The following is a 24,146-nucleotide window of genomic DNA, read 5'->3' as shown; positions in this document are numbered from 1 at the left end:
CGGTGGGGGTTATTGGGGAACCTATCCAGTTTAGGTGCAGGGGCACGCTAGGCGCTGCGGGCCTGCGAGGCGACAGGCGGAGCAACCGGAAGAAGCGCAGAACCGGCGGCAAGCGTATCGGCGGACAGTTCCCAGACCCGGCGCAGGGCGCAGAACTTCCACCAGTGGTGCTTGAGGACGTCGGGGTTGGCGCGGACCGGACGGACTTCCGTCTCCCCGATGGCCACGGCCAGCAGGAGCGGGGCCTCACCGTACTTCCAGGGCTCCCATTCCCCGGCAACGGCATCCACCAGGCTTTCTTCGGCCTTCATGCCGGCCACCAGTTGCATCACCACCTTGTCGTCCAGCGGCTTGACGGTGCCGTCCCGCGTGGTGCCCTTGGTCTTGTAGTCAATAATGCAAATCCGGCCGTTGATTTTGGCCACCAGGTCCAGCGTTCCGGCGTAGCCAACCGATTTGTTCCAGACAGTGATTTCCGGTGCGATGGGCTGCACGCCGTAGAGCTCCCACCACTCATCGAACCGCAGGGCAAAGCCTTCCTCGCCGTTGGCTGCCAGGGCCTCGCGGGTTTCCTTCATGGTGTGCGGCCGGCCCAGGGCCCGGAGCGCGACCTGCTCGCAGTAATTATGGACGCGGTCACCACGCTTGGCGGCGTCGTCCCGGTACAGTTCTGCTGCCTTTGAGGCCCGGTTGACGGCCTGCCGGATTTTCGCCGGGCTGCCCAGGGAATCGGCCAGCAGCGGATCCTTCGCCAGGCTGCTGGCGCCCATGTAACCGAACCAGCCGTCCAGTCCGTGCGGCTGCTGGCCTATGACGGTGGTGATGGACGGAACGGAGAACTGCTCGGAGGTGGACCGGGCATACATGCGGCCGTATTCCGTGGCGTGGGCAAGGAGTGGATCAGTCATACAAAGACTCTTTCACAAGGGGCTGACAGAATGACGGGCACACAAAAAAGGTCCGTTTCCGCTCGGCTGAGCGGAAACGGACCAGATTCCTCGGTGGGCGATACTGGGTTCGAACCAGTGACCTCTTCGGTGTGAACGAAGCGCGCTACCACTGCGCCAATCGCCCCGATGCCTTTGAATGCTAGCCGACCCGGCGGGGTTTATGGAAATCGAGCCGGGACCAGGCTCAAATTACACGCTTGTAATTAGTAAAATCCCCTAGATTGCAGGGATGCAGGGGCATCGCCGCCGTTGAAGCACGTTCGATTTGGAGAATCCCTGAACCTCCTATAGAGTTCTTACTCGTTGGAACGCGAGGAAATGCCCGAAACGGCAGGGATTCAGCGGTCCAAATGCGGACGTAGCTCAGCTGGTAGAGCACCACCTTGCCAAGGTGGATGTCGCGAGTTCGAATCTCGTCGTCCGCTCGCAGGACACTGTCACGGCAACGGTTTTTCGAAATCGGAGCTTACACGGTGGGTTGGCCGAGAGGCGAGGCAGCGGCCTGCAAAGCCGTTCACACGGGTTCGAATCCCGTACCCACCTCGGTGAAAACCATGGATGCCGGTTCACGCCGGACGAAATGGGCGATTGGCGCAGCGGTAGCGCGCTTCCCTGACACGGAAGAGGTCACTGGTTCGATCCCAGTATCGCCCACCAAGCAAGGAAACTTGCTTCATGCAGTACGCTAGGCCACCGGCCAGGTTGTACTTCATACGCGGACGTAGCTCAGCTGGTAGAGCACCACCTTGCCAAGGTGGATGTCGCGAGTTCGAATCTCGTCGTCCGCTCTCTACCCCAGTAGTAAATCCGAAATGGCCGGACTTCCGGTTCCGGGCGATTGGCGCAGCGGTAGCGCGCTTCCCTGACACGGAAGAGGTCACTGGTTCGATCCCAGTATCGCCCACACACAGCAGCTCCCCGTGAGCTGCTTTTTTGTTTCCGCGTTGTTATCGGGTTTAGCTCATCCGCTGCTGGCGAACGCGCAGAACCTCCGATTACCTTGGCACGCCCGGCAGACAGGGCTAGGATCGGTTGCGGAGGAGCGAACTGGCTCCGCGATTGAAGGGAGGTGCTCGTGGGACTGATTGACGATCTTAAGGGCAAGGCTCAGGGTCTCATCCACGGCAACGAGCAGGCCATCAAGGACGGCATCACGAAAGCCGGCGATTTCGTCGACTCAAAGACTGGCGGCAAGTACGCCGGTCACGTGGACAAAGTCCAGGAGGGCGCTTCCAAGCTCGTTGACAAGAACGACGGAACACCCGGCGCGGCACCTGCCACCGGGCAGGTTCCGCCAGTCAACCCGGTTCCGCCGGTTGACAAGGCTCCGTAACAAGGATTTGGCCAGGGCATTGCCCTAGCACGTCAAGGGGGTGCAGGTCCCGCCGGGAGGCGGCACCTGCACCTTTGGCGTTTAAAGCGTCACTAGGAACAAACGCGGGGTCACATATTGCCCCTCCGGAACCTCCGGATGGGCAATATGTGACCCCGCGTTGCGTTAGGCGCCTAGGACGGCTCGTGGTTCTGGCCCTCGCGGGCCAGCGCGGTCAGGCGGGACACCGCACGGAAATACTTCTTGGTGTAGCCGCCGTGCATCATCTCGTCCGTGAAGAGCTTGTCGAAGGGGACGCCGCTGGCCAGGATGGGCACGTCCTTGTCGTACAGGCGGTCCGCCAACACCACGAACCGAAGTGCCACGGCCTGTTCGGTGATGGTCTCCACGTTGCGCCATACAACGCCGTCGATGCCGTCGATGAGTTGCCGGTAACGGCTCGGATGGACACCGGCAAGGTGGCCGATCAGTGAACTGAATTCGTCCTCCGCCACGGTCTTGCCGTCGAACTCGGCCTTCATCTGTGCAGCGAGCTGGCTGTTCTTCAGCGGTGCCGGGGCGGCGGGCAGGCCACGGTGGCGGAAATCCTCGCCGTCGATCCTGATGACATCGAACTGGTCCGCCAAGACCTGGATTTCACGGGCAAAGTCGACGGCGGCAAAGCGGCCGTCACCCAACGAACCCGGCAGGGTGTTGGACGTCGCAGCAAGCTTGACGCCGGCGTCGGCCAGTTCACGCATCAGACGGGACATCAGCACGGTGTCGCCCGGATCATCCAGTTCGAATTCGTCAATGCAGACCAGCTTGTAGTGGCTCAGTGCCTCAACTGTCTTGCGGAAGGACAGTGCCCCCACCAGGTTGGTGTACTCCACAAACGTACCGAAGGCTTTGGGGCCCGGCGCGGCATGCCACAGCGAGGCCAGGAGGTGGGTTTTGCCGACGCCGAATCCGCCGTCGAGATAGATCCCCGCCCTGGTAGCCACTTTTTTCTTCGTGAAGAGCTTCTTGAACAGGCCGTCGCCGTCGCCGGCTCCAACTCCTCCGGCGAACGCTTCCAGTGCCTTGACCGCCGCTGCCTGGGACGGCTGGTTCGGGTCCGGCCGGTAGCTGGCAAAGGAAACCTGGCCAAACCGTGGGGACGGATAAAAACCCTTGAGGAGTTCATCCACCGAAACCGCCGGAGTGCGGGCGGCAAGCTGTTCGATCTGTACCAAGGTGGTCCGTTCTGCTGGTGGGTTGTCCCCAGAAAGAATACCGGCAATGGCCCGGGCCTCCCCCGCCATCCAGCCGGCACGGGCCATTGCGTGACGAAGGCCATATTTCCCACTGTTAACAAGGAGGCGGACAGGGCGGCTGGCCGTGGCTAGGGTGAGAGGCAGGTTTTCCTTCTTCAGCAGATCCGCCCTGTGTCTCAGTGAAAGGCCAACACCATGTCCTACGCAGTTGAACAAAACGAGAAGTTCGCCGCCTACGCCAACCCGGAGCGTCTGGTATCCACAGAGTGGCTTGCCGCCGCACTTGAAACCGGCGCACTGGGGGACGGAAAGCTGGTGGTGGTCGAGTCCGACGAGGACGTCCTCCTTTACGAGACCGGCCACATCCCCGGGTCCGTCAAAATTGACTGGCACACGGACCTTAACGATGAAGTGACACGCGATTACGTCAACGGCGAGGCCTTCGCCGCCCTGGCAGCGGCCAAGGGCATCTCCCGCGACAGCACGGTGGTCATTTACGGGGACAAGTCCAACTGGTGGGCCGCCTATGCCCTCTGGGTCTTCACGCTGTTCGGGCACGAGGATGTCCGGCTGCTCGACGGCGGCCGGGACAAGTGGATCGCCGAAGGCCGCGACCTGACCACGGACCGGACTGCCCTGGTGCCCGGCGACTACCCACTGGTGGAGCGCAACGACGCCCCCATCCGCGCGTTCAAGGATGATGTGCTGGCACACCTCGGCAAGCCGCTGATCGACGTACGCTCCCCCGAGGAATACACCGGCCAGCGGACCCACATGCCGGCCTACCCGGAAGAAGGTGCACTCCGCGGCGGCCACATTCCCACGGCAGCATCCATTCCCTGGGCACGCGCTGCTGCGCCGGACGGAACCTACCGCAGCCGGGAAGAGCTCGAGGCCCTTTACCTGGGCGAGGCCGGCCTGACCGTTGGCGATGACGTGGTGGCGTACTGCCGCATCGGGGAGCGTTCCAGCCACACCTGGTTCGCGCTCAAGTACCTGCTGGGCTTTGAAACTGTCCGGAACTACGACGGCTCCTGGACCGAATGGGGCAACGCCGTCCGGGTTCCCATCGCCAAGGGCACGGAACGCGGCACGGTCCCGGCGTAAACTGGAACAGATGACTACACATGACCTGCCCGCCGCGCTGGCGGAAATCGTCGATGACTTCCAGGCCCTGACCGAACCTGACCGGCTTCAGTTGCTGCTTGAGTTCTCTCGCGAACTACCGGAATTGCCGGACCGGCTGAAGGACCACCCCGAGCTCCTGGAGCAGGTGGTGGAGTGCCAGTCGCCGCTGTTCCTGACCATCGAGACGGAAAAGAACGACGCCGGCACGGCCGATGCGTTCCGGCTCTACTTTAAGGCGCCACCGGAAGCCCCCACCACGCGGGGTTTCGCCGGCGTGCTGCATGAGGGACTCGACGGACTCAGCGCCGCTGAAATCCTGGGTGTGCCGGACGATATGCCGGAGCTGCTGGGCTTGACTCGGGCCATCACGCCACTGCGGATGCGTGGCATGACCGCCATGCTGGGACGGATCAAGCGCAAGGTCGCCGCGACGTCCCGGCACGCGTCCTGATTCCCGCTCCCTGATCGGATAACTGAGCCCTTTGGGACGCAAGAGTTCTTCAACAGGAACGCCGGCCACAGCCGCACTGGCTGCGGCCGGCGTTTCTTTTGTGCTGCATCCGTATGCCCACGATCCTTCGGCAGCCAGCTACGGCACCGAAGCGGCCGAAGCCTTGGGGATCGCTCCGGAGAAGGTCTTCAAGACCCTCATGGTGGAAGTGGAAGGACGGCTGGCTGTGGGGGTGGTGCCGGTCAGCGGCAACCTTGACCTGAAGGCATTCGCCGCCGCCGTGGGCGCCAAGAAGGCCTCGATGGCAGAGCCCGTGGCCGCGGAACGCCGCACCGGCTACGTCCTTGGCGGAATCTCGCCGCTTGGCCAGCGCCAGTCATCACCCACGGTAGTGGACAGCAGCGCCCTGGAGCTGGGAACCATGCTGGTGTCCGGTGGCAAGCGCGGGCTGGACGTTGAGCTGGCGCCGGCCGACCTCATCCGGCTGACAGCAGCCGTGACGGCCGCGATCGGCACACGCACACGCTAGTTACCCCGACGGCTGGGTTTCCTCCGGGCGGTTCTGGCCGGGGTTAAGCCGCGGAGCCAACTGGGGCCGGAGCCAGGCCTTGATCAGGTTCTCCCAGCGCTCGGGATCCACGTTCCATTCCTTGGTGTGCCGGGCATGGTGGAACGTTTCGAAGGTGACCATGTCCGGATTCCGCTCCGCCAGCAGGGCGGATGGTTCATAGGGAACGTACTCGTCATCAACGCTGTGGATGATCAGGGTGGGTGTCCGGACTTCCACGGCGCGCGCCACCCAGTCCATGGCTTTGAGGTCCACGGGCGCGGCGAGTCCGGTGAGCCTGCGGCCCACGGGGTGGCCCAGCATCAGTTGCCCGTAGCGGCCCACGAGGGAGGGTATGCGGTTGATCTGCGCATGGTGGGCCAGGACATTGACCCAGTTGATGACGGGCGCGTCCAGGACCATGGCCCGGATCAGGTGTCGGTGCGGCGAGAGATCGGCCGTCTGCAGGCAGATGGCGCCGCCCATGGACCAGCCGAAGAGGACAATTTCCTCGGCGCCGTTGGCCAGGGCGAACTCGATGGCGGCCTCCACGTCATGCCATTCCGTGGATCCCAGGCCGTACCGGCCATCTTCGGCCGACGGCGCCAACCCGTCGTTCCGGTATGAAACCAACAGGCTGGTGAGCCCCAGTTCCAGGGCGGGTCCGACCGCCCGGAGAGCCTCCTGGCGGGTTGCCCCGCGGCCGTGAACCATGACTGCCCAGGTCCGGGCCGTACCGCCGGCCCGGACCAACCACGCCGGTGCCGTACCGCCGTCGACGTCGATCAGCACGTCCTCGGCCACAAAGCCGGCGGTGGCGGGATCCGGATAGAGCGCACCGCTCCACCAGCCGCGGCGGGCCGTATCGAGATCGCCGGCATAGACTGCTTCCACTTCGCGCAGGACAGTGCCATCTGCGGGCGCATAGGACACGATCCGACCGATCCGCGCGTGCCCCTTGCCGCCGTCGAAAAACAAGCCATAGACACCTGCCACCGTGGTCTCCGGTGTTGCTTTCAGGATGACCTGCCGGCCGCCGCCTTCCCGGAGCACAGCCAGGACCTCCTGGTCCGACGTCCGCTGCCGGACGGGAGTGATCACGCGCCTGGCAAAGTACAGCGCCAGCGCGGAGGAGCCTGTGGCCAGGAGGCCGGCAAGGGCCCCGCCGCCAATGACGCCCCCGAGGGCCCATTTGGCGCGCAGCGACATCCGGCCGTCGGCCTGGATCGGAACTGCCGCCGTCAACGTGGGGGTGCGCGTGGAAGGTGCCATGGAACCATTCTTACTGCCGCAGGCGGGTTGACCATATTCCGTCCGGCACGTGGCGCCGGAATTCTGCCGGCCCCGAGTACACCGCGCACCGCGACGCAACCGCTGCGGTGCCCAAATGGATGCAGGCGACGGTGCGCACGACTAGGCTGATGCAATGAGCGATCCAATCGTCATCCTGACCGAAGAACCCCTGGGCGCGGACGACCGCGTCAACATAGAACGCCTGGTGGACGGGCAGGACACGCCCCTTGTCCTACTGGTCCCAGGGAACACTGAACGGCATCTGCTGGTGGATTTTCTTGAGAATCTCTCCCTCCTGGACGTAGTTAAGGCCTTCCGCGAACTGACCGCCCACTCACCGGACCCCTCCGTTGAACGGGCCGAGGCTGCAGAGACACTGGCCGTCTCGCTGGCTGCCCTGGATGGCCTGGGCGCCGGAGTCACGGGCCAGGTAGTGGACGGGGGCGCCGTCAAAGGCCTCGTGGCCAAGGTCAAGGAGCTCGGCGCAGCCCAGGCAGTGGTGATCACCCGGCCACACGCAGTAGCGGATACGTTCCACACCGACTGGGCCAACAAAGCCCAGGACCAGCTGGGGCTCCCCGTTCTCCACCTGTACGCCGGTTCGGGATTTATCGGCGACTCCTGAGCGTTGAGCTGACTATGAGCATCTTTGGTAAGAGCATCTTCGAGAACAAGGCCGCGGATTCGGTCCCGGATCCGGCCGCCGACGCCGCCGCTGCGGAACCCGCATACCGGAAATCCGACGCCGAGTGGCGGCAGGAACTCACGCCGGAGGAGTACCACGTGCTGCGGCAGGCGGGTACCGAGCGCCCCTTCACCGGCGAGTACGTGGACACCCATACGGAGGGTGTCTACCAATGCCGTGCCTGCGGAACCGAGCTCTTCAGGAGCAACGAAAAATTCGACTCGCATTGCGGGTGGCCGTCCTTCTGGGCACCGCTCGCCGAAGGCACCGTCCGCTACATCCACGACCGGACGCTCGGCATGAAGAGGGTGGAAGTACGGTGCGCGCACTGTGACTCGCATCTGGGCCACGTATTCGAGGGTGAAGGCTACGGCACACCCACGGACCAGCGCTTCTGCATAAATTCCGTGTCCCTGAAGCTGGTGCCGCGCGGCGCTGCCGGGGAAGAATCCACGGAGTCCTAGGTCCATCAGCCGTGGCTCCGCCTACGTCTGGCAGAGCCACGGGACGCCTCGAGCCCGAGAGTTTCTTATGCTCAGGCGCTATTTGAGTTAGGGACTCTGGTTGCTTGCTACGCTCGCCGTAGATGCCCCGAGCAATAAGAAAGGCAGTCGCACCATGACCGTCACCGTGACCGGCGCCCCACCAAGGATCACCGCCGAAAATTCCGCCTGGCTCCGCCTCCGCAGCGCCGCCGAGTCCCTGCAGGAGCTGCAGATCCAGGACGGCTCCGTACCTGACGCGGGCCACCACGCAGCCGCAGCGACCGCGGTTGCCGAGATCACGGAGTCCCTCACCGAACTGGCACCGCTGTTCCCGCACGACGCGGCCTACCTTGACGCCGTCGTCGCTGATTTCCAGGCGTGGGCCAAGGCGGGGTTCGGTGTGCCAGACTTCCTGGCGTCCCTGCTGGCGTTCCAGCCGCAGCTGCAGCGCCAGGATGGCCTGCAGCATGTTGTCATCTTCCCCATGTACACGCAGAACGGAAGCAGCAGCCGGCTGGTGGAGGCCGTACTGATCGAGGTCATCTGGCCCGATTTTGTGGCCGGCCTTGAGGCCGGGGAGTATTCCAACAAGCTCTTTGTTCCCATCCGGTTCCTGGACTTCACCCGCGGCTACAACACCAACTCGGCGGTGCTGTTCCCCGAAACCGTGGCCGTCCGGCAAACACCCACCTTCACGTGGGGCGCCATTTTTGCGGACCGTGAAGCTGCCCGGTTCCGCCGGGTCCTGCGGGCGGCCGCGGACATCACCTCCCTGGACCTGCCCGCGGGTGCCGCGGAACTCCTGGCCGACCAGGAACTGACCGAGGCCACGTTTGTGATGTGGGACCTGATCCATGACCGGACCCACATGCGCGGCGACCTGCCCTTTGACCCGTTTATGATCAAACAGCGGATGCCTTACTTCCTGTATTCGCTGGAAGAACTGCGCTGCGACCTCACAGCATTCCGGGAATCTGTCCGGATCGAACAGGACGAAGACGCCGGGCCCGAAGCACGACGGCACGCGAAACTGGTCCAGTACGCCATCATCTTCGACCGGATTTTCCGCTTCGCGATCACCGGAAACCGCGTGCGCAACTACGACGGCCTCGGCGGACAGCTGCTCTTCGCCTGGCTGCACCAGCACCATGTCCTGCACTGGACCGATAGCCGGCTCAGCATCGACTGGGACCAGGTGGCGGACGCGGTGATCGCCCTCGGCGCATCGATCGACGAGCTCTACTGGCGCTCCATTGACCGACCGAAGATGGCCCATTGGCTTGCCGCGTACCAGCTGATCTCCGCCACAGTCACGCCCAACCCCGCATCAGCCTGGGCCAAAGGCCCCGACGCGCTCCCCGTTGCCGGTCCGCCGCGCGGCCTGACGGACCAGGTGCTGGATGACGAATTTCCGCTGTCCATGTTCTACGAAGCCTTGGAGAAGAAAATGCGACCGGTCATCGAATCCACTGCCGGCATCACCGGAGCGTCCGCGCTGTGAGCGAACCCGGCGGCCCGCCCGCTGTTCCTGTTCCGGATTTCGTCCTAGGACTGAAGGTCCTGGTAACGGGCGGTAGCGGACCGTCCGGGGTCGCGGTGGCCCGGGCATTGCACGAGGCGGGGTTCCGGGTGTTCACGGTGGGCTCTGACAGGACGCGCATCGAAGCCGCCGCAACCAAGGCGGGCGACGGCGTCACTCCCCTGGTGTGCGATCTCACGGATCCCGCTGACGTTCAGGCCCTCCGGAAAACCCTGGCGGGCACCGCCGGAACGATCGACGGAGTTATCCACCTCGTGGGTGGCTGGCGGGGGGCCAAGGGCATTACGGACCAGAGCGACGCCGACTGGGACTTCCTGGAGCGCGGCGCCATCACCACGCTCAGGAACGTCTCACGGGCCTTCTACGCCGACCTGGCCGCAGCCGGAACCGGACGGTTTGCCATGGTTTCCTCCACCGCGGTGGACAAGCCCACTGCCGCGACGGCCAGCTACGTGGCGGTGAAGGCCGCCGCCGAGACCTGGACACTTGCCATGGCGGAGGGACTGGCCCGCGGGGCCGCGGATGAGGGCACCGCCTTGCGCGGCGCCGCCGTCGTCCTGGTGGTGAAAGCGCTGGTGGACGCGGGACTCCGGAAGGCGCACCCGGAACGGACCTTCCCCGGCGCCACCGACGTCGAGGACCTGGCCGCCGCCGTCGTCGGACTGTTCAGCCGCACAGCAGCCGAACTGAACGGCCGGCGCCTGCTCCTGACCCCCTGACCGCAAAGTCCCTGACCACCACCTTCCCTGACGGACTGGCCACCTGACCGGCCGGACCCGACCTCCCTAGACTGAGAACGTGAGCAAAGCAATGACAACAACGGCAGATGCCGCCCCCCGGCTTGAAACTCCCGCCGCCCGGCTGCATGACGCGTCCGTCCGCGGTTTCGCCTCGGACAACTACTCCGGTGTGCACCCCGAGGTCCTGGCCGCCCTCGCGGCCGCCAACGAGGGCCATCAGGTGTCCTACGGCGAGGACGACTACACGGCACGGCTGCAAGTGCTGATGGAGGAGCACTTCGGCGCCGGCATCGAGTGCTTCCCCGTATTCAACGGCACCGGTGCCAACGTGCTGTCCCTGCAGTCGCTGCTCCCGCGCTGGGGTGCTGTGGTGTGCGCTTCGACCGCGCACATCAACATGGACGAAAACGGCGCTCCGGAACGGATCGGCGGCATCAAACTCCTGCACGTCCCCACCCCCGACGGCAAGCTGACGCCGGAACTGATCGACCGCGAGGCGTGGGGCTGGGGCGATGAACACCGGGCCCAGCCGCTGGCCGTGTCCATTACCCAGACCACCGAGCTTGGCACGTGCTACACCCCGGATGAGGTCCGGGCCATTGCGGAGCATGCCCACGCCAAGGGCATGAAACTCCACATGGACGGCGCGCGGCTGGCCAACGCCGCCGCGCACCTGAACGTGCCGCTGCGGGCTTTCACTCGCGACGCCGGGGTGGACATCCTCTCCTTCGGCGGCACCAAAAACGGGCTGCTGTACGGCGAGGTGGTGGTGGCCCTGAATCCTGAAGCGGCCCACGGCCTGAAATTCCTGCGCAAGATGAACATGCAGCTCGCCTCGAAAATGCGCTTCCTGTCAGCCCAGTTCATCGCCCTGCTGGAAGGCGATCTGTGGCTCCGTTCGGCGTCGCACGCCAACGCCATGGCCGCCCGCCTCCGCGCCGCTGTGGACACGATCGAGGGTGTGGAGCCCACGCAGAAGACCGAGTCCAACGGCGTGTTCGCCGTCCTGCCCGCCGGCATAGCTGACCGGCTGCGGGACTCTTTCCGGTTCTACGACTGGGATGAAGCCGCCCGCGAGGTCCGTTGGATGTGCTCCTTCGACACAAGCGAAGACGATGTCGACGCCTTTGTGGCCGCGATCCGACGGGAACTTGCGGCCCACCACGCGGGCACGCAAGCCGGATAGCATGGACCGGCCGACGGCGAGCCTGCACTGCCCGCCCCCTGCTGTTGCGTAATCTGCGAAGGTGAACGCACTAGCCGCGGTTCCCCCGGAATTTCTCCACGCCTTGGGAACCCTCAGGAAGGCCCAATGCCGCAGTGAGCTGCGCCTGGCGGAAATTCCCGCCCCGGCTCGCCTGGCACCGTTTGCGGTGGCACTCGGGGCAGAGGTCATGGCGTCCGGGACGGGCAGCGGCACCACTCCCGTCCACGGGCCCGCGGCCATGGCCCTGGCCGCGGCGTCCGGCACCGAGGACGACGACGACACCGAGCTCGCCACTGGCCGTTTCATCCTGCTGCATGACCCCGACGGTTCAGCGGTCTGGGACGGCGAATTCCGGATTGTCACATACATCCGGGCCCAGCTTGAACCCGAAATGGGCAACGACGAAATGCTGGGCACCGTCGCCTGGACCTGGCTGGTGGAGGCACTGGAGAATCACGCGGCCCCCTACCGGGCGGCCGGCGGGACCGCCACCCGCGTGCTGTCGGAGAGCTTTGGAACACTTTCTGACCGGCCCGGGTCGATCGATATCGAGCTTCGCGCCTCTTGGACTCCGGCGTCGTCGGACGTCGCTGCCCATCTGGAGGCATGGTCAGACATGGTCTGCACGTTCGCCGGCCTCCCCCCTCTGCCCGACGGCGTCGCGGCCCTTCCGCGCCGGCGCCGGAACTAGGACTGCCCCTTGTCGGTAAACTGAAGGCATCATGACCCCTCATATTCCGGAAAACACCACGGCCGGCGCTCCGGCTGCTGATACCACTCCCCACATCACGGTGGAAGGCTTCGACAGCCAGGTCCCCGTAGTCATTGACCTCGATGCTCCGCGCGACGGCGTGCCGCTGGTTATCGAATCGCAGTCCGGGCTGGAGCGGTGTGCGGCCGCCATCGCCGCCGGAACAGGGCCCGCAGGGGTTGATGCAGAACGGGCCTCAGGATTCCGGTACGGCCAGCGCGCGTTCCTGGTGCAGATCCGGCGCGAAGGCTCCGGTACCTGGCTGATCGATCCTGAACCGTTCGAGAACCTGTCCATCATCAACGAAGCGCTCCAGGGGGTGGAATGGATCCTGCACGCAGCCAGCCAGGACCTGCCCTGCCTGCTCGAGCTGGGCATGTGGCCGGACAAGCTCTTCGACACGGAACTCGCCGCCCGGTTGGCCGGTCTGCCTCGCGTTGGCCTGGCCGCCGTCATCGAACAACTGCTCGGCTTTGGCCTGGCGAAGGAACATTCAGCCGCCGACTGGTCCACGCGGCCCCTGCCCGAGCCGTGGCTGCGCTACGCCGCCCTGGACGTGGAAGTCCTGACCGAACTGCGTGAAGAACTCATCGAACTGCTTCAGGCCGACGGCAAGCTGGACTACGCCGAGCAGGAATTTGCCGCGATCCTTGCCGCCGGCGTTGCCCCTCCCCGGGTTGACCCCTGGCGCAAGACATCCGGCCTGCACCAGATCCGCGACCGGCGCCAGCTGGCCGCGGTCCGCGAAATGTGGCTGGAGCGCGATTCCCTGGCACAGAAACGCGATGTGGCGCCGGGTCGGCTGATCCCGGATTCCGCCCTGGTGTCCGCTGCCAAGGCCATGCCGTCCACCGTTCCCCAGCTGCTTGGCACCAAGGGCTTCCACGGCCGTGCGGCTCAGCGTGAGGCACCCCGGTGGCTCCGCTGCATCGCCGCTGCCCGCGACCTTGAGGACCTTCCACCGCTGCACCTGCCCACCAACGCACCGCCCCCGCCGCGGGTGTGGTCCGACCGCGACCCCGAGGCCGCGGCACGCCTGTCCACCGCCCGCCCGCTGCTGCAGGAGAAGGCGGAGGAACTGAACCTTCCCATGGAGAACCTGCTGACGCCGGACTACCTGCGCCGCGTGGCGTGGCGTCCGCCGTCGGACGTTACCGAAGAAGCAGTGGCTACCGAGCTGCGCACCCTCGGTGCCCGCGAATGGCAGATCGGCCTGATCGCGCCGCTCATCACTGACGCTTTCCTCAACCCGAAACCGCTGCCGGCCAAGGAAACCAAGGCCAGCGCAGCCACCGAGTAAACGCCCTGCCACCGAGCCTTGCACACTAAGTTACTGACGAGTAACATAGTGTGCACTGCCGTCCCGCCGAGTGCTGCCCTTTGGCCTCCGGACGGCGCCAACGTCTCGATGAGGAGTAAACGTGAGCCAAGCCCGCCACAGCGGAGAACACAGCAGCGGATCCCCGCGAACTGTCCGCGACGTCGTTTTTGTTGACGGCGTCCGCACACCCTTCGGCCGGGCCGGCGAGAAAGGCATCTACGCCGGAACCCGCGCCGATGACCTGATGGTGAAGTGCATCCGCGAACTTCTGCGCCGCAACCCCACCCTGCCCCCAGCCAGGATCGACGAAGTCGCAGTCGCCGCCACCACCCAGACCGGCGACCAGGGCCTGACCCTCGGCCGCACGGCTGCCCTCCTGGCCGGACTCCCCCGCACCGTCCCCGGATTCGCCATCGACCGCATGTGCGCCGGCGCCATGACGGCAGTCACCACAACGGCGAGCGGCATCGGTTTCGGCGCCTACGATGTGGTGATCGCCGGCGGTGTCGAGCACATGGGCAACCACCCGATGGGCTCCGGAGCCGATCCGAACCCGCGTTTTATGTCCGAGCGCCTGGTTGACCCAGCCGCCTTGAACATGGGTAACACCGCCGAAAACCTGCATGACCGTTTTCCCGCCATCACCAAGGAACGGACGGACGCCTACGCCGTTGCCTCGCAGGACAAACTCGCGGCCGCCTACGCACAGGGCCAGATCCAGCCGGATCTTGTTCCGGTGGCCACCCTGAAGCCGGGACAGGGCTGGACCGTTAACAGCGTGGATGAGCCGCCCCGCCCGGGCACCACGCTCGAGGACCTGGCGGCCCTGCGGACTCCTTTCCGCGCCCACGGGCGCGTGACGGCTGGCAATGCCGCCGGCCTGAACGATGGCGCCACGGCCGCCGTCCTGGCTTCCTCGGAAGCTGCGGCCGAACTGGGCCTGCCGGTGAAGATGCGGCTGGTCAGCTTTGCGTACGCAGGCGTCGAACCGGAGGTCATGGGCATCGGCCCCGTGCCCGCCACCGAAAAGGCCCTGAAGAACGCCGGCCTCAGCATTGAGGACATCGGACTGTTCGAGATCAATGAAGCGTTCGCCGTGCAGGTCTTGAGTTTCCTGGACCATTTCGGAATTTCCGACGACGACCCCCGCGTCAACCGCTACGGCGGCGCCATCGCCGTGGGCCACCCCCTCGCGTCCTCCGGGGTCAGGCTGATGAACCAGCTTGCCCGGCAGTTCGAAGAAGACCCCTCCGTCCGGTACGGGATCACCACCATGTGCATAGGCTTGGGCATGGGCGCCACCGTCATCTGGGAAAACCCGCATCACTCGAAATACAGCGGTGCCGTCGCAGCCGACGGTCCCGAAGCAGTCACAGTTGCAACCACCGAAGGAGCCGCCGCATGAGCGCCGCTGATTTCACCAAGCTTGCCGGGCTCTTCCCCGACGAAACCGTGACCCACTCGTACGTCCAGGACATCAAGCTGCCAGCTGCCGCCGGCCAGCAGAGCCCGGGCGTGTTCGCGCTGATCACCCTGGACAACGGCCTGGACCATTCCAAACCCACCACGTTGGGCCCCAATACCCTGGTCGAACTGGGCACGGTCCTCGAGAGCCTGAAGGAGCGTGCGGCCCGCGGCGAGATCGTTGGCGTAGGCGTGACGGGCAAGCCGTACTTCCTCGTGGCCGGCGCCGACCTGTCCGCGGTGAAGTCTCTGGAGAACCGTGATCATGGCCTGTGGATGGCGCAGCTCGGGCATGACGTTTATGCCACGCTGGCCAACCTCGGCGTCCCCAGCTTCGCGTTCATCAACGGCGTTGCCCTCGGCGGCGGCCTGGAGATCGCCCTGCAGTCCACGTACCGCACGGTGTCCACCGGCGCCGGCGCGCTGGCGCTTCCCGAGGCTTTCATCGGCCTGGTCCCCGGCTGGGGCGGCGTCTACATCCTGCCGCGCCTGATCGGACCCGAGAACGCGGTCAAGGTGATGATCGAGAACCCGCTCAGCAACAACCGGACGCTCAGCGGGCCACAGGCCTTCGAGCTGGGCGTCGCCGACGCCCTGTTCGAGCCGGCAGACTTCCTGGAACAGTCCCTCGCTTGGGCGGCGACTGTCATCACCGGCGAGTCGGTCCCGGAGCGGGCCAACGCCGTTGACCCGGCTGATTCCGCCGTTGCCGGGCGCTGGTCTGCAGCGGTCGCCGCAGGCCGGGCCTTTGTGGAGGCCAAGACCTCCAACGCCTCCCCTGCGCCGGCCAAGGTCCTGGACATCCTCGAAGCCAACCGGACCATGTCCCAGGCCGAATCGGCCGCGCTCGAGTGCGAAACCCTCGCCGGCCTGATGCAGACAGACGAGTTCCGCGCCACCGTATACGCCTTCCTGGACCTGGTCCAGAAGCGTTCCAAGCGGCCTGCCGGCGCACCCGACCGCAAGCTGGCCCGTCCGGTCACCAAGATCGGCGTTGTGGGTGCGGGCCTCATGGCCAGCCAGCTTGCCCTCCTGTTCGCCCGCCAGCTCAAGGTTCCCGTGGTGATGACGGACATCGACCAGGCCCGTGTGGACAAGGGCGTGGGCTACGTCCATGCCGAGGTGGACAAGCTCCTCGGCAAAAAACGGATCAGCCCGGACGCAGCCAACCGCACCAAGGCCCTGGTCACGGGATCGGTCTCCAAGGACGCGTTCGCGGACGCCGATTTTGTCATCGAGGCTGTCTTCGAGGAGCTGAACGTCAAGAAGCAGGTGTTCGCCGAGGTGGAAGCAATCGTCTCGCCGGACTGCATCCTCGCCACCAACACGTCCTCGCTGTCCGTCACGGCCATGGCCGAAGACCTCGCGCACCCGGAACGGCTGGTGGGTTTCCACTTCTTCAACCCTGTGGCCTTGATGCCGCTGCTCGAAATCGTTCGCGCGCCCAAGACCGACGACGCCGTGCTGGCCACCGCTTTTGAGCTCGCCAAGGGCCTGAAAAAGACTGCGGTCCTGGTCAAGGATGCGCCGGCCTTTGTGGTCAACCGGATCCTGCTGCGGCTGATGGGCGAAGTGACGGCCGCCTTCGACGAAGGGACCCCCGCGGACGTTGCCGACACCTCGCTGCGCCCCATGGGCCTGCCGATGACCCCGTTCACGCTGGGTGCCATGGTGGGCCTGCCGGTGGCCCAGCACGTCCAGGAGTCCTTGCACGCTGCCTTCGGGGACCGTTTCGCTGTGTCCACAAACCTGCAGAAACTGATCGAGAACGGCGTGAAGTCGCTCTGGGCCCCGGCCGCCGACGGCTCCCAGGAGATCCCGGACTCCACGCTGTCGCTGATGTCCTTCGGCACGTCGCCGTCCACCGGCGACCAGGTGCTGCGCCGGGTCCAGGATGCCCTGGCCGAGGAGATCGGGCTGATGCTGGATGAGGGCGTCGTGGCCGGTCCTGAAGACATCGACCTTTGCATGATCCTCGGCGCCGGCTGGCCGATGTTCCTGGGCGGCATCACGCCGTACCTGGACCGGGTGGGCGCCGCGGAACGTGTCAACGGCAAGCGGTTCCTCGCGCCCGGTGTTGCGTCGGGCCTGTCGGGTGGGTCGTCCGAATCAGTCAGCGCGGATGGAGCTACCCCGGAATCAGTCCGCGGGTAGCAGGCGGCCGGCCTCGAGGCGCAGCAGCCGGTGTGCAATGGACCGGGCGTAGTCCAGGTCGTGGGTGACCAGCACGACGGCGGTGCCTCCCGCCGTCGTGCTGCGTACCACCCGGTCCAGCGCGGCCAGTCCATGGCCGTCCAGCGAAACGGTCGGCTCGTCCAGTGCAAGCACTGAGGGACGCCGGGCCAGCACTGTGGCCAGGGCCAGAAGCCGCTGCTGGGACGCAGGCAGTTCAGCCGGGTGCCGTCCGGCAAGGTGCTCCAGGCCGACGGCGGCGAGCGCGTGCTGCACCGCATGGTCCGCTGCCGGCCCGTGGCGGACGAGTCCGAAGCGTACTTCCCGTTCCACGGTCCGCTCGAACAGCTGGTCCCGGGGCTGCTGGAAGAGGAGCCCAACGTCGCGGGCCACTCGTCCCGCCGGGTGCCCGCCGATGTTCCGCCCGTTGACCAGCACGCTGCCCGCGGTTGGTTGGAGCAAGCCGTTGAGGTGCCTTAGCAGCGTTGACTTTCCGGCACCGTTGGGACCTGTCACCGCCAGGATCTCGCCTGCGTGGAGCGTAAGGCTGAGTCCGTGCAGTACCGCGGCGGCCGGTGGGCCCGGTTGTGCCCTGAACCAACCTATGGGCTGCGTCCCCCGGAAAGCGAACGAGACGTCACGCAGTTCCAATGCCGGCGGACTGTCGACGGCGGCTGGGTAGCCTGCTTCGGCCGGCCTCCGGCGACCTGTAAGCGGGCGGGGCCGGACCACGCCGGCCGGTTCAAGGGCACCGACAGCCAGGATTTCTGCGGGCATACCGGCCGCGGCCACGGTACCGCCGGTCAGGACAAGCCACGTATCGGCGTCGTGCAGGAAACCGTCGGCCCGCTGGCTCAGGATCACGACGGCGGTGCCGTCCTGTACGAGGTTCCGCACCAGGGCAGCGAGGTCTTCGGCTCCGGCCGGGTCGAGGGAGGCTGAGGGCTCGTCCATGATGATAACTGCGGGGCGGGAAATGACCGCGCAGCCGATGGCCAGGCGGCGCAGCTGTCCACCGGAAAGGGTGGCAGGATCCCGGTCCAGCAGATGGGCCAGGCCGGTCAGCACTGCTGAGTGCCGGACGGCGCCGGCCATACTCTCACGGTCAACCCCCGCGTTTTCCAGCCCGAAAGCCAGTTCCTCGGCTACGGTGGCCCGGACCGTGGACAAGGCGGCGGCGGGGTCCTGCGGCACATAGCCCACGTGACGGCCCCAGCTGCCGGCATCGATCCGCGGATCGGCAGCTGTCCCGGCGAACCGCACGCGCGCGCCGGCAAGCTCAAGAAAACCCGTGAGTGTCCCGCCGTCGCCGGGCAGCAACCAACCGGCGAGGAGGCGGCCCAATGTTGATTTGCCGCTGCCGGAACCGCCCAGGACCGCTGTCAGTGATCCTGGAGCCAAGGTCAGGTCTATGCCCGCCAGGACGGGTTCGTTTTCGCCGGGGAAGACAAATTCTTCGACGCCGGCAGCCAGCGCCGGTGGGGTCTGCACCATTGCTAGGCACCCGCCGTCGGCTGCCAGAGGCGGGCGGCGATGGCCGCCAGCGCCGCGAGCAGCAGAACCAGGCGCACCCACCGCTGCACCGGAGAATCCTGCACCTGACGGTAACTGGTGATTGGACCGGCACTACCGAATCCGCGGGCCTGCAGGGCCGCCGCGCGGGTACCGGCTTCCTCCACGAGGGACAGCACCAGGGGCACCGCCTGCCACCGGAATGCGGCGGCCCGCCCCGCTATTCCAGGCCTGATCACCAGGCCACGGGCTTCCTGGGCCTGCCGGATCCGCCCCAGCCGTGAGCTGATGGCCGGCAGCAGCGTCAGGGTGGAGGCGAGGACAAACGCGAACCGCGCGTTGGCGCCGCAGGTGGACAGGGCAGCCACCAGGTCCGGAACGCTGACTGTGAATGAATACAGCAGCAGCACGAGCACGGCTGCGGAAAGCTGCGCCGCCCGCTCGAGCGCAAACTGCAGGCCCTGGGCGGTGACGCGCGCCGGTCCCCACTGCGCCAGCACGGTGGTGCCCTCAGGAAAGAACAGTCCGTGCAGGGCAAGCAGCGACAGCACCAGCGGAACCAGGATGACCGCCGCGGCCGGCAGCATCCGGCGCGCCGCTCCCCCGGCGACCGACAAGCCCGCGGCCGCGGCGATCACCGTGACGGAAAGTGGCCAGCTGGCGGCCGCCGTCGTGATAACTGCCGTGCTGCCGGCAACGGCCAGCGAGGTGAAGGGGTGAAGGCGCATCGGGGGTGGGTCAGGCGCCCTGGCTGATGGAATGGCGGCTGGACTTGCCCATGGACTCGCCGGCGGGCTGACTGATGGCTGTTCCCGCGAGCACGCGGTACCGCCGGACAAAGGGGAACTGCAGGCGGGTGCGGCGCGGCAGTGCGTACACAAGGACGGCTACAAGGGTGAAGACGATGGCCTTGTCCATGGGGTCCGAGATCAGGGCCTGTTTGGTGATTGCCGCCAGGAGGGTGTCACCCATGGAGCGGAAGGCGCTGACGATGGCCCCGGTGGCCAGGCCGGAGGTGCCGCCGAAGACGAACGCGGCAACGGGAGCTGAGACCACACCTCCGATGATGCCGGCCACGAAGCCCGCCACCGGTGCCAGGTAGAAGCGCCGGAACAGGCCGTGGCGTGCGGCGATGCCGGCCAGGAAGCCGATCAGGGCGGCACCGGCGGCGAACGGCAGGACGGTGGGGTTGAAGAATGACCAGACGATGCTGCTGAGGGCGCCCGTGGCTGCTCCAGCGGCGGGCCCGGCCAGAACGGCGATCAGGACCGTGCCGATGGCATCAAGGTAGAACGGGACCAACGTGCTTCCGACGAACTGGCCCAGGACAATATTCAGAACCAATGCCACCGGAATCAGCACCAGCGTGGACACTGGCAGCGTTGGCAGCACGCCGAGGATCAGCAGCACCGCACCCACGAGGAAGCCCGACAGGGTGATCAGGGCCGAGGCGCTGCCCGGGCCACCGGTGATGTCCGCAGGCTGGTTCATGACCAGGTAAATATAGGTGCCGGCGATGGCCAGTGCTCCTAGGGTTTCCAGCAGGCGGCGGTTCCGGACAGTGGCCGGCGGATGTGACGGCAGCGTGAGGGAGGGCGATGACATGGCGTTCCTTCTGGGGATGCAGGCAGTGGCGCCCGGTAGCCCGGGCGGTGCGGAATGCCGCCTATGTCACCTCGGCGGCAGCCGGGGGCGTCTGCGCCGGCCCGGGTCCGCGGCCCAGTCTACCGTCCGAGAGTTCGCACGCCGTGCCCGTCCTTGCCGGCAACCCTGCCAACATGTTGGGTACCACCCTGCATCCGCGGGCAGCAGCCCGGTCGTACGATGTGGAGTGGGCTCGTCAACCGACCGCCCGCCCGCCTGGACTTCCCGAAAGGCACAAATGCCCCACTACGACCTGGCCATCATCGGATCCGGATCCGGCAATTCGCTGATCACCCCGTTCTGGGACGACAGGAAGGTGGCCATGATCGACGGCGGCGTGTTCGGCGGCACGTGCCTGAACGCCGGCTGTATCCCCACAAAGATGTTTGTCTACCCGGCGTCCTTAGCCGCCGCGCCCCGGGAGGCCGCCCGGCTGGGTGTGGACCTGAGCCTGGACAAGGTGCGCTGGAATGAACTGCGGGACAGGATTTTCGGCCGCATCGACGCGATTTCCGAGTCCGGCCGGCGGTACCGGGCCGATGAACTGGCCCATGTGGACCTGTACCAGGAGCACGTCCGGTTCACCGGTCCACGGTCGCTGAGCACTGATTCGGGCGTGGAGCTCACCGCGGACCGGGTGGTGGTGGCCGCGGGTTCCCGCGCTGTGCTCCCCGACGTGCCCGGGATCGGCCTGCCGCAGGTGCACACGTCGGACACTGTGATGCGCATCGATGGTCCGCCCGAACGGGTGGTGGTGGTTGGCGGCGGGTACATCGCCGCCGAGTTCGCTGCCGTGTTCCACGGTTTCGGGGCCGACGTGACCCAGGTGAACCGTTCGCGGCGGCTGCTGCGGGGGAACGACGCCGAAATCGCCGGACGCTTCGCCGCAGCGGCGGCTGGCCGCTGGAAGCTCAAGCTTGGCTACTTGCTCAAGGCAGTGGAGGACAACGCCGACGGCAGCGTCACCGTGGTCTTCGCTGACGGCGACGGCAAACAGCTGCGCATCGCGGCGGACATCGTCCTGATGGCCACCGGGCGCGTGCCGAACACGGACCGGCTCAGTGTGGACGCCGCCGGCTTTGACCTGAATGAGGACCACACCCTGTCCGTGGACACGAACCTCAGGGTCCTCGCCGGCGGCAGGCCCGTTGACGGTGTTTATGCCCTGGGCGACATCGCCAACAGCTACCAGCTCAAACACGTCGCCAACCGGGAAGCCCGGGTGGTGGCGCACAACCTGGAAAACCCGGACCGGCTCCGGACCATCGACTACACAGCGGTGCCGTTCGCAGTTTTCAGCAATCCCCAGGTGGCCTCCGTGGGCCTGACCGAGGATGAAGCCAGGGAGAAGGCCGCAGCAGCGGCGGACGTTGTCACCGCCGTCCAGGATTACGGCTCCACCGCGTACGGCTGGGCCATGGAGGACGACGAAGGTGTGGTCAAGCTTGTGGCGGAACGGTCCACCGGCCGGCTGCTCGGCGCGCACATCATGGGCCATGAGGCCTCGCTCCTGATCCAGCCGCTGGTCCAGGCGATGGCAACGGACGTGTCTGTCCACCAGCTTGCGCGGGGCCCCTACTGGATCCACCCGGCCCTGACCGAAGTGGTGGAGAACGCCCTGCTTTCCCTGGACGTTGAGGTGCCCGAAGACGCGCCGCTGTAGGGCTGGGTCTCAGCCGACCGTCCGGGCCAGGCGCCCGAGGGAACCCACCAGTTCGTCGAACGCCTGCGCCGGGTTGTTGTCGGAGACGATCCGGGCATTGTGCGGCCGGTTCCACAGGTTCCGGTAGTCCGCCACGGTGGTCCCCATCAGCATGGCCGACTCAACCTCCACGTCCACCGTGGCCGGCCGGGTGCTGTATTCCAGGGTGCCGGCTGCCACGCCGGCGGCGAAGTAGTCGTGGACGTGCGCCAGGTAGCCCTGGTCATAGCGCCGGTGGAATTCGAAGTAGAAGCGCAGCGCATCGGACAGGTGCCGCACCAGGGTGTTATCGGATCCGCTCCTGAGCCCTTCGGCCTGTTCCGGCAGCACAAGTTCCTCCACGGCGCAGCCTGCCGCCGCGGCCAGCCGCCGCACATGCTCCGGGCGCATCTCCATCCGCTCCGTCGTGTCCAGGGAGCAGACGATGGGAAGCCGGTCCGCCGGAAGACCCCGGTAGGCGGCATAAACTTCCTTGGCCGCATGCGGATCAACGTGCGTGTTCCACTCTGCGGTGGGTGTGGTGTTCCCCTGGTGGAAGAAACTGCCGCCCATGATGACCACCTTGCCCAGCAGTTCAGGCAGCCGCGGTTCGCGGCGGATGGCGAGGGCGAAATTGGTCAGAGGTGCCGTGATCAGGGCTGTGAGCTCCCCCGGATGGGCGCGGGCGGCGTCCACCCAGGCGTCGGCGGCGTGCCGTGCCGACACCGTACCCGACGGCGGAGGCAGGACTGCATGTCCCAGCCCCTGCGGGCCGTGGGTTTCCGGCGTTGTCACCAGCGGGATGCCCAGTGGGGCCACGGCGCCGACGGCGACTTCCACGTTGGGCCTGCCGCACAGCTCCAGCAACGCGAGGGTGTTGCTCGCCACCTGGTGGGCATCCACGTTTCCCGGGGACGCCGTCACGGCCACGAATTCCACCTCCGGCAACGACGCCAGATAGGCCAGGGCCAGGGCATCGTCGATCCCGGTATCCACGTCCAGCAGCAGCCTGGTCATCGGCGGGGTTCCTAGAAGAGAGCCACTTGGGGGACCTTCGGGAAGATCGCATCCAGTTCCGCGAGCTCCGCCGGCGACGGCACCCAGGCGACAGCAGCCGCATTTTGGCGGATCTGCTCCGGCCTGGTGGCCCCGGCGATCACGCTGCTGACGGCAGCCTGGGCCGCGAGCCAGGAGAAGGCCACCTGGATCTCGGTCAGGTCGCGTTCTGCGGCGAAGGAACTGAAGCGCTGGAGCTGGTCCCAGTCGGCGTCGTGCACCATGTTGGTGCGTGTATGGCTCAACCTCGAGCCGGCGGGAGCCGTGCCCGGCGAATACTTGCCCGTCAGCAGGCCGTTGGCCAGCGGGAAATAAGGCAGGACACCGATACCGTACGCCTCGGCGGCCGGCGTGACCTCCTGCTCCGCGCGCCGGTCCAGAAGGTTGTAGTGGTTCTGGGTGGAGATGAACCGCGTGCCGCCGGCGGCCCGCGCAACAAATTCGGCCTCGGCAATCTGCCAGCCGGCGCGGTTGGAGTGTCCGATGTAGCGGACCTTGCCGCTCGTGACGAGGTCATCAAGGGCGCTCAGCGTCTCCTCGATGGGCGTCAGGGAGTCCGGCGTGTGGAACTGGTAAAGGTCGATCCAGTCCGTGCCCAGCCGCCGCAGCGAGGCCTCCACCGCCCGGACAATGTAGCGCCGGGACCCTCTGGCTCCGAAGTCGTTGCCGTTGGCACCCCGGACATCCATGCCGAATTTGGTGGCTACCACCGCGTCGTCCCGCTTGCCGGCCAGCGCCTTGCCCAGCATCGTCTCGCTGAGTCCGGGCTCGCGCCCGTAGTTGTCGGCGACGTCGAAAAGCGTCACGCCGGCGTCGAGGGCGGCATGGACGACGGCGTCAGTCCCCGCCTGCGATTCGGTCACCGTGTTGGCGCGGCCCAGGTTGTTGCCGCCGAGCCCCACGACGGAGACGGTCAGCCCTGAGTTTCCCAGGCGTCGGTAGTCAGGCATG

The 24,146-nt window shown here is 66.4% G+C and carries 22 protein-coding genes and 6 tRNA genes; 19 read left to right on the top strand and 9 right to left on the bottom strand.

The features are described from left to right. Window positions 1-47: 47 nt before the first annotated feature. Window positions 48-908 carry a cytochrome gene (locus ACZY1F_RS16850; RefSeq protein WP_463943203.1) on the bottom strand — a complete coding sequence of 287 codons (861 nt, stop codon included), beginning with the start codon at window positions 906-908 and terminating at the stop codon, window positions 48-50. 94 nt (window positions 909-1,002) lie between these two features. Continuing rightward, a tRNA-Val gene (locus tag ACZY1F_RS16845) sits at window positions 1,003-1,074 on the bottom strand. Between the two features lie 228 nt (window positions 1,075-1,302). Here ACZY1F_RS16845 and ACZY1F_RS16840 point away from each other — a divergent pair. The 6 genes from ACZY1F_RS16840 (at window position 1,303) to ACZY1F_RS16815 (ending at window position 2,283) form a co-directional block, all read left to right on the top strand. After that, a tRNA-Gly gene (locus ACZY1F_RS16840) sits at window positions 1,303-1,375 on the top strand. Window positions 1,376-1,422: 47 nt separating this feature from the next. Further along, window positions 1,423-1,493: transfer RNA gene (locus ACZY1F_RS16835), tRNA-Cys, on the top strand. 39 nt (window positions 1,494-1,532) lie between these two features. Further along, window positions 1,533-1,607, top strand: a tRNA-Val gene (locus tag ACZY1F_RS16830). 58 nt (window positions 1,608-1,665) lie between these two features. After that, window positions 1,666-1,738 (top strand) — tRNA-Gly (locus ACZY1F_RS16825). A 44-nt stretch (window positions 1,739-1,782) separates the two neighbouring features. Then, a tRNA-Val gene (locus ACZY1F_RS16820) sits at window positions 1,783-1,854 on the top strand. A gap of 171 nt (window positions 1,855-2,025) precedes the next feature. Further along, window positions 2,026-2,283: an antitoxin gene (locus ACZY1F_RS16815; RefSeq protein WP_463943202.1), complete on the top strand. Its 258-nt coding sequence runs from the start codon at window positions 2,026-2,028 to the stop codon at window positions 2,281-2,283. Between the two features lie 173 nt (window positions 2,284-2,456). Here the strand turns inward: ACZY1F_RS16815 and zapE are convergent, their stop codons facing one another. Beyond that, window positions 2,457-3,497, bottom strand: coding sequence for a cell division protein ZapE (gene zapE, locus ACZY1F_RS16810; RefSeq protein WP_463943297.1), 1,041 nt, complete (start codon window positions 3,495-3,497; stop codon window positions 2,457-2,459). Between the two features lie 216 nt (window positions 3,498-3,713). Between zapE and ACZY1F_RS16805 the strand changes: the two genes are divergently transcribed. Genes ACZY1F_RS16805 through ybaK form a run of 3 tightly spaced genes read left to right on the top strand, consistent with a single transcriptional unit; the run spans window position 3,714 to window position 5,626 of the window. After that, the gene (locus tag ACZY1F_RS16805) at window positions 3,714-4,625 is read left to right on the top strand and encodes a sulfurtransferase (RefSeq protein WP_463943201.1); all 912 of its coding nucleotides are present in this window, start codon (window positions 3,714-3,716) and stop codon (window positions 4,623-4,625) included. A gap of 10 nt (window positions 4,626-4,635) precedes the next feature. After that, on the top strand, window positions 4,636-5,097 hold the full coding sequence (locus ACZY1F_RS16800) for a SufE family protein (protein WP_463943200.1): 462 nt from the start codon (window positions 4,636-4,638) through the stop codon (window positions 5,095-5,097). Between the two features lie 31 nt (window positions 5,098-5,128). After that, on the top strand, window positions 5,129-5,626 hold the full coding sequence (gene ybaK, locus ACZY1F_RS16795) for a Cys-tRNA(Pro) deacylase (RefSeq protein WP_463943199.1): 498 nt from the start codon (window positions 5,129-5,131) through the stop codon (window positions 5,624-5,626). Here ybaK and ACZY1F_RS16790 read toward each other — a convergent pair whose 3' ends face one another. Further along, entirely contained in the window at window positions 5,627-6,916 is a 1,290-nt protein-coding gene (locus ACZY1F_RS16790) for an alpha/beta hydrolase family protein (RefSeq protein WP_463943197.1), read from the bottom strand. 154 nt (window positions 6,917-7,070) lie between these two features. On the opposite strand from ACZY1F_RS16790, the gene ACZY1F_RS16785 reads away from it, so the two are divergent. From ACZY1F_RS16785 to ACZY1F_RS16745, 9 genes are all read left to right on the top strand, one after another. Continuing rightward, entirely contained in the window at window positions 7,071-7,562 is a 492-nt protein-coding gene (locus ACZY1F_RS16785) for a hypothetical protein (protein ID WP_463943195.1), read from the top strand. Window positions 7,563-7,576: 14 nt separating this feature from the next. Further along, entirely contained in the window at window positions 7,577-8,086 is a 510-nt protein-coding gene (msrB, locus tag ACZY1F_RS16780) for a peptide-methionine (R)-S-oxide reductase MsrB (protein ID WP_463943193.1), read from the top strand. 154 nt (window positions 8,087-8,240) lie between these two features. Then, the gene (locus tag ACZY1F_RS16775) at window positions 8,241-9,608 is read left to right on the top strand and encodes a DUF6421 family protein (RefSeq protein WP_463943191.1); all 1,368 of its coding nucleotides are present in this window, start codon (window positions 8,241-8,243) and stop codon (window positions 9,606-9,608) included. Then, on the top strand, window positions 9,605-10,366 hold the full coding sequence (locus ACZY1F_RS16770; protein ID WP_463943189.1) for an SDR family oxidoreductase: 762 nt from the start codon (window positions 9,605-9,607) through the stop codon (window positions 10,364-10,366). Before ACZY1F_RS16775 ends, ACZY1F_RS16770 begins: the two co-directional genes overlap by 4 nt. A 91-nt stretch (window positions 10,367-10,457) precedes the next feature. Next, window positions 10,458-11,573 (top strand): threonine aldolase family protein, encoded by a 1,116-nt coding sequence (locus ACZY1F_RS16765; RefSeq protein ID WP_463943295.1) that lies wholly within the window; start codon window positions 10,458-10,460, stop codon window positions 11,571-11,573. Window positions 11,574-11,634: 61 nt separating this feature from the next. Beyond that, window positions 11,635-12,285, top strand: coding sequence for a DUF3000 domain-containing protein (locus ACZY1F_RS16760; protein WP_463943188.1), 651 nt, complete (start codon window positions 11,635-11,637; stop codon window positions 12,283-12,285). A gap of 31 nt (window positions 12,286-12,316) precedes the next feature. Further along, entirely contained in the window at window positions 12,317-13,645 is a 1,329-nt protein-coding gene (locus ACZY1F_RS16755; protein WP_463943186.1) for an HRDC domain-containing protein, read from the top strand. 121 nt (window positions 13,646-13,766) lie between these two features. Next, entirely contained in the window at window positions 13,767-15,071 is a 1,305-nt protein-coding gene (locus tag ACZY1F_RS16750; RefSeq protein WP_463943184.1) for a thiolase family protein, read from the top strand. After that, a complete protein-coding gene (locus tag ACZY1F_RS16745) occupies window positions 15,068-17,284 on the top strand; it encodes a 3-hydroxyacyl-CoA dehydrogenase NAD-binding domain-containing protein (RefSeq protein ID WP_463943182.1) in 2,217 nt (738 codons plus the stop codon). Before ACZY1F_RS16750 ends, ACZY1F_RS16745 begins: the two co-directional genes overlap by 4 nt. Here ACZY1F_RS16745 and ACZY1F_RS16740 read toward each other — a convergent pair. From ACZY1F_RS16740 to ACZY1F_RS16730, 3 genes are read right to left on the bottom strand one after another with little or no spacing between them, the layout of a single operon-like run. Continuing rightward, window positions 17,270-18,796, bottom strand: a complete 1,527-nt coding sequence (locus ACZY1F_RS16740; RefSeq protein ID WP_463943180.1) for an ABC transporter ATP-binding protein — start codon at window positions 18,794-18,796, stop codon at window positions 17,270-17,272. The genes ACZY1F_RS16745 and ACZY1F_RS16740 overlap by 15 nt on opposite strands. Window positions 18,797-18,798: 2 nt before the next feature. Beyond that, complete coding sequence (locus ACZY1F_RS16735) at window positions 18,799-19,542, bottom strand: energy-coupling factor transporter transmembrane component T (RefSeq protein WP_463943178.1); 744 nt, start codon at window positions 19,540-19,542, stop codon at window positions 18,799-18,801. 10 nt (window positions 19,543-19,552) lie between these two features. Then, a complete protein-coding gene (locus tag ACZY1F_RS16730) occupies window positions 19,553-20,419 on the bottom strand; it encodes an ECF transporter S component (RefSeq protein WP_463943176.1) in 867 nt (288 codons plus the stop codon). Window positions 20,420-20,696: 277 nt separating this feature from the next. Here ACZY1F_RS16730 and ACZY1F_RS16725 point away from each other — a divergent pair, with 277 nt between their 5' ends. Then, on the top strand, window positions 20,697-22,121 hold the full coding sequence (locus tag ACZY1F_RS16725) for a mycothione reductase (protein ID WP_463943175.1): 1,425 nt from the start codon (window positions 20,697-20,699) through the stop codon (window positions 22,119-22,121). Between the two features lie 9 nt (window positions 22,122-22,130). On the opposite strand, the gene ACZY1F_RS16720 is transcribed toward ACZY1F_RS16725, so the two are convergent. After that, the gene (locus ACZY1F_RS16720) at window positions 22,131-23,156 is read right to left on the bottom strand and encodes a nucleoside hydrolase (protein WP_463943173.1); all 1,026 of its coding nucleotides are present in this window, start codon (window positions 23,154-23,156) and stop codon (window positions 22,131-22,133) included. An 11-nt stretch (window positions 23,157-23,167) separates the two neighbouring features. Further along, window positions 23,168-24,145: an aldo/keto reductase gene (locus ACZY1F_RS16715; protein WP_463943172.1), complete on the bottom strand. Its 978-nt coding sequence runs from the start codon at window positions 24,143-24,145 to the stop codon at window positions 23,168-23,170. Between the last annotated feature and the right edge of the window lies 1 nt (window position 24,146).

This window comes from Pseudarthrobacter xylosi, assembly GCF_055412765.1.
Note: the sequence above shows the minus strand (reverse complement) of the source record. Positions and strands in the feature narration are given on the sequence as shown.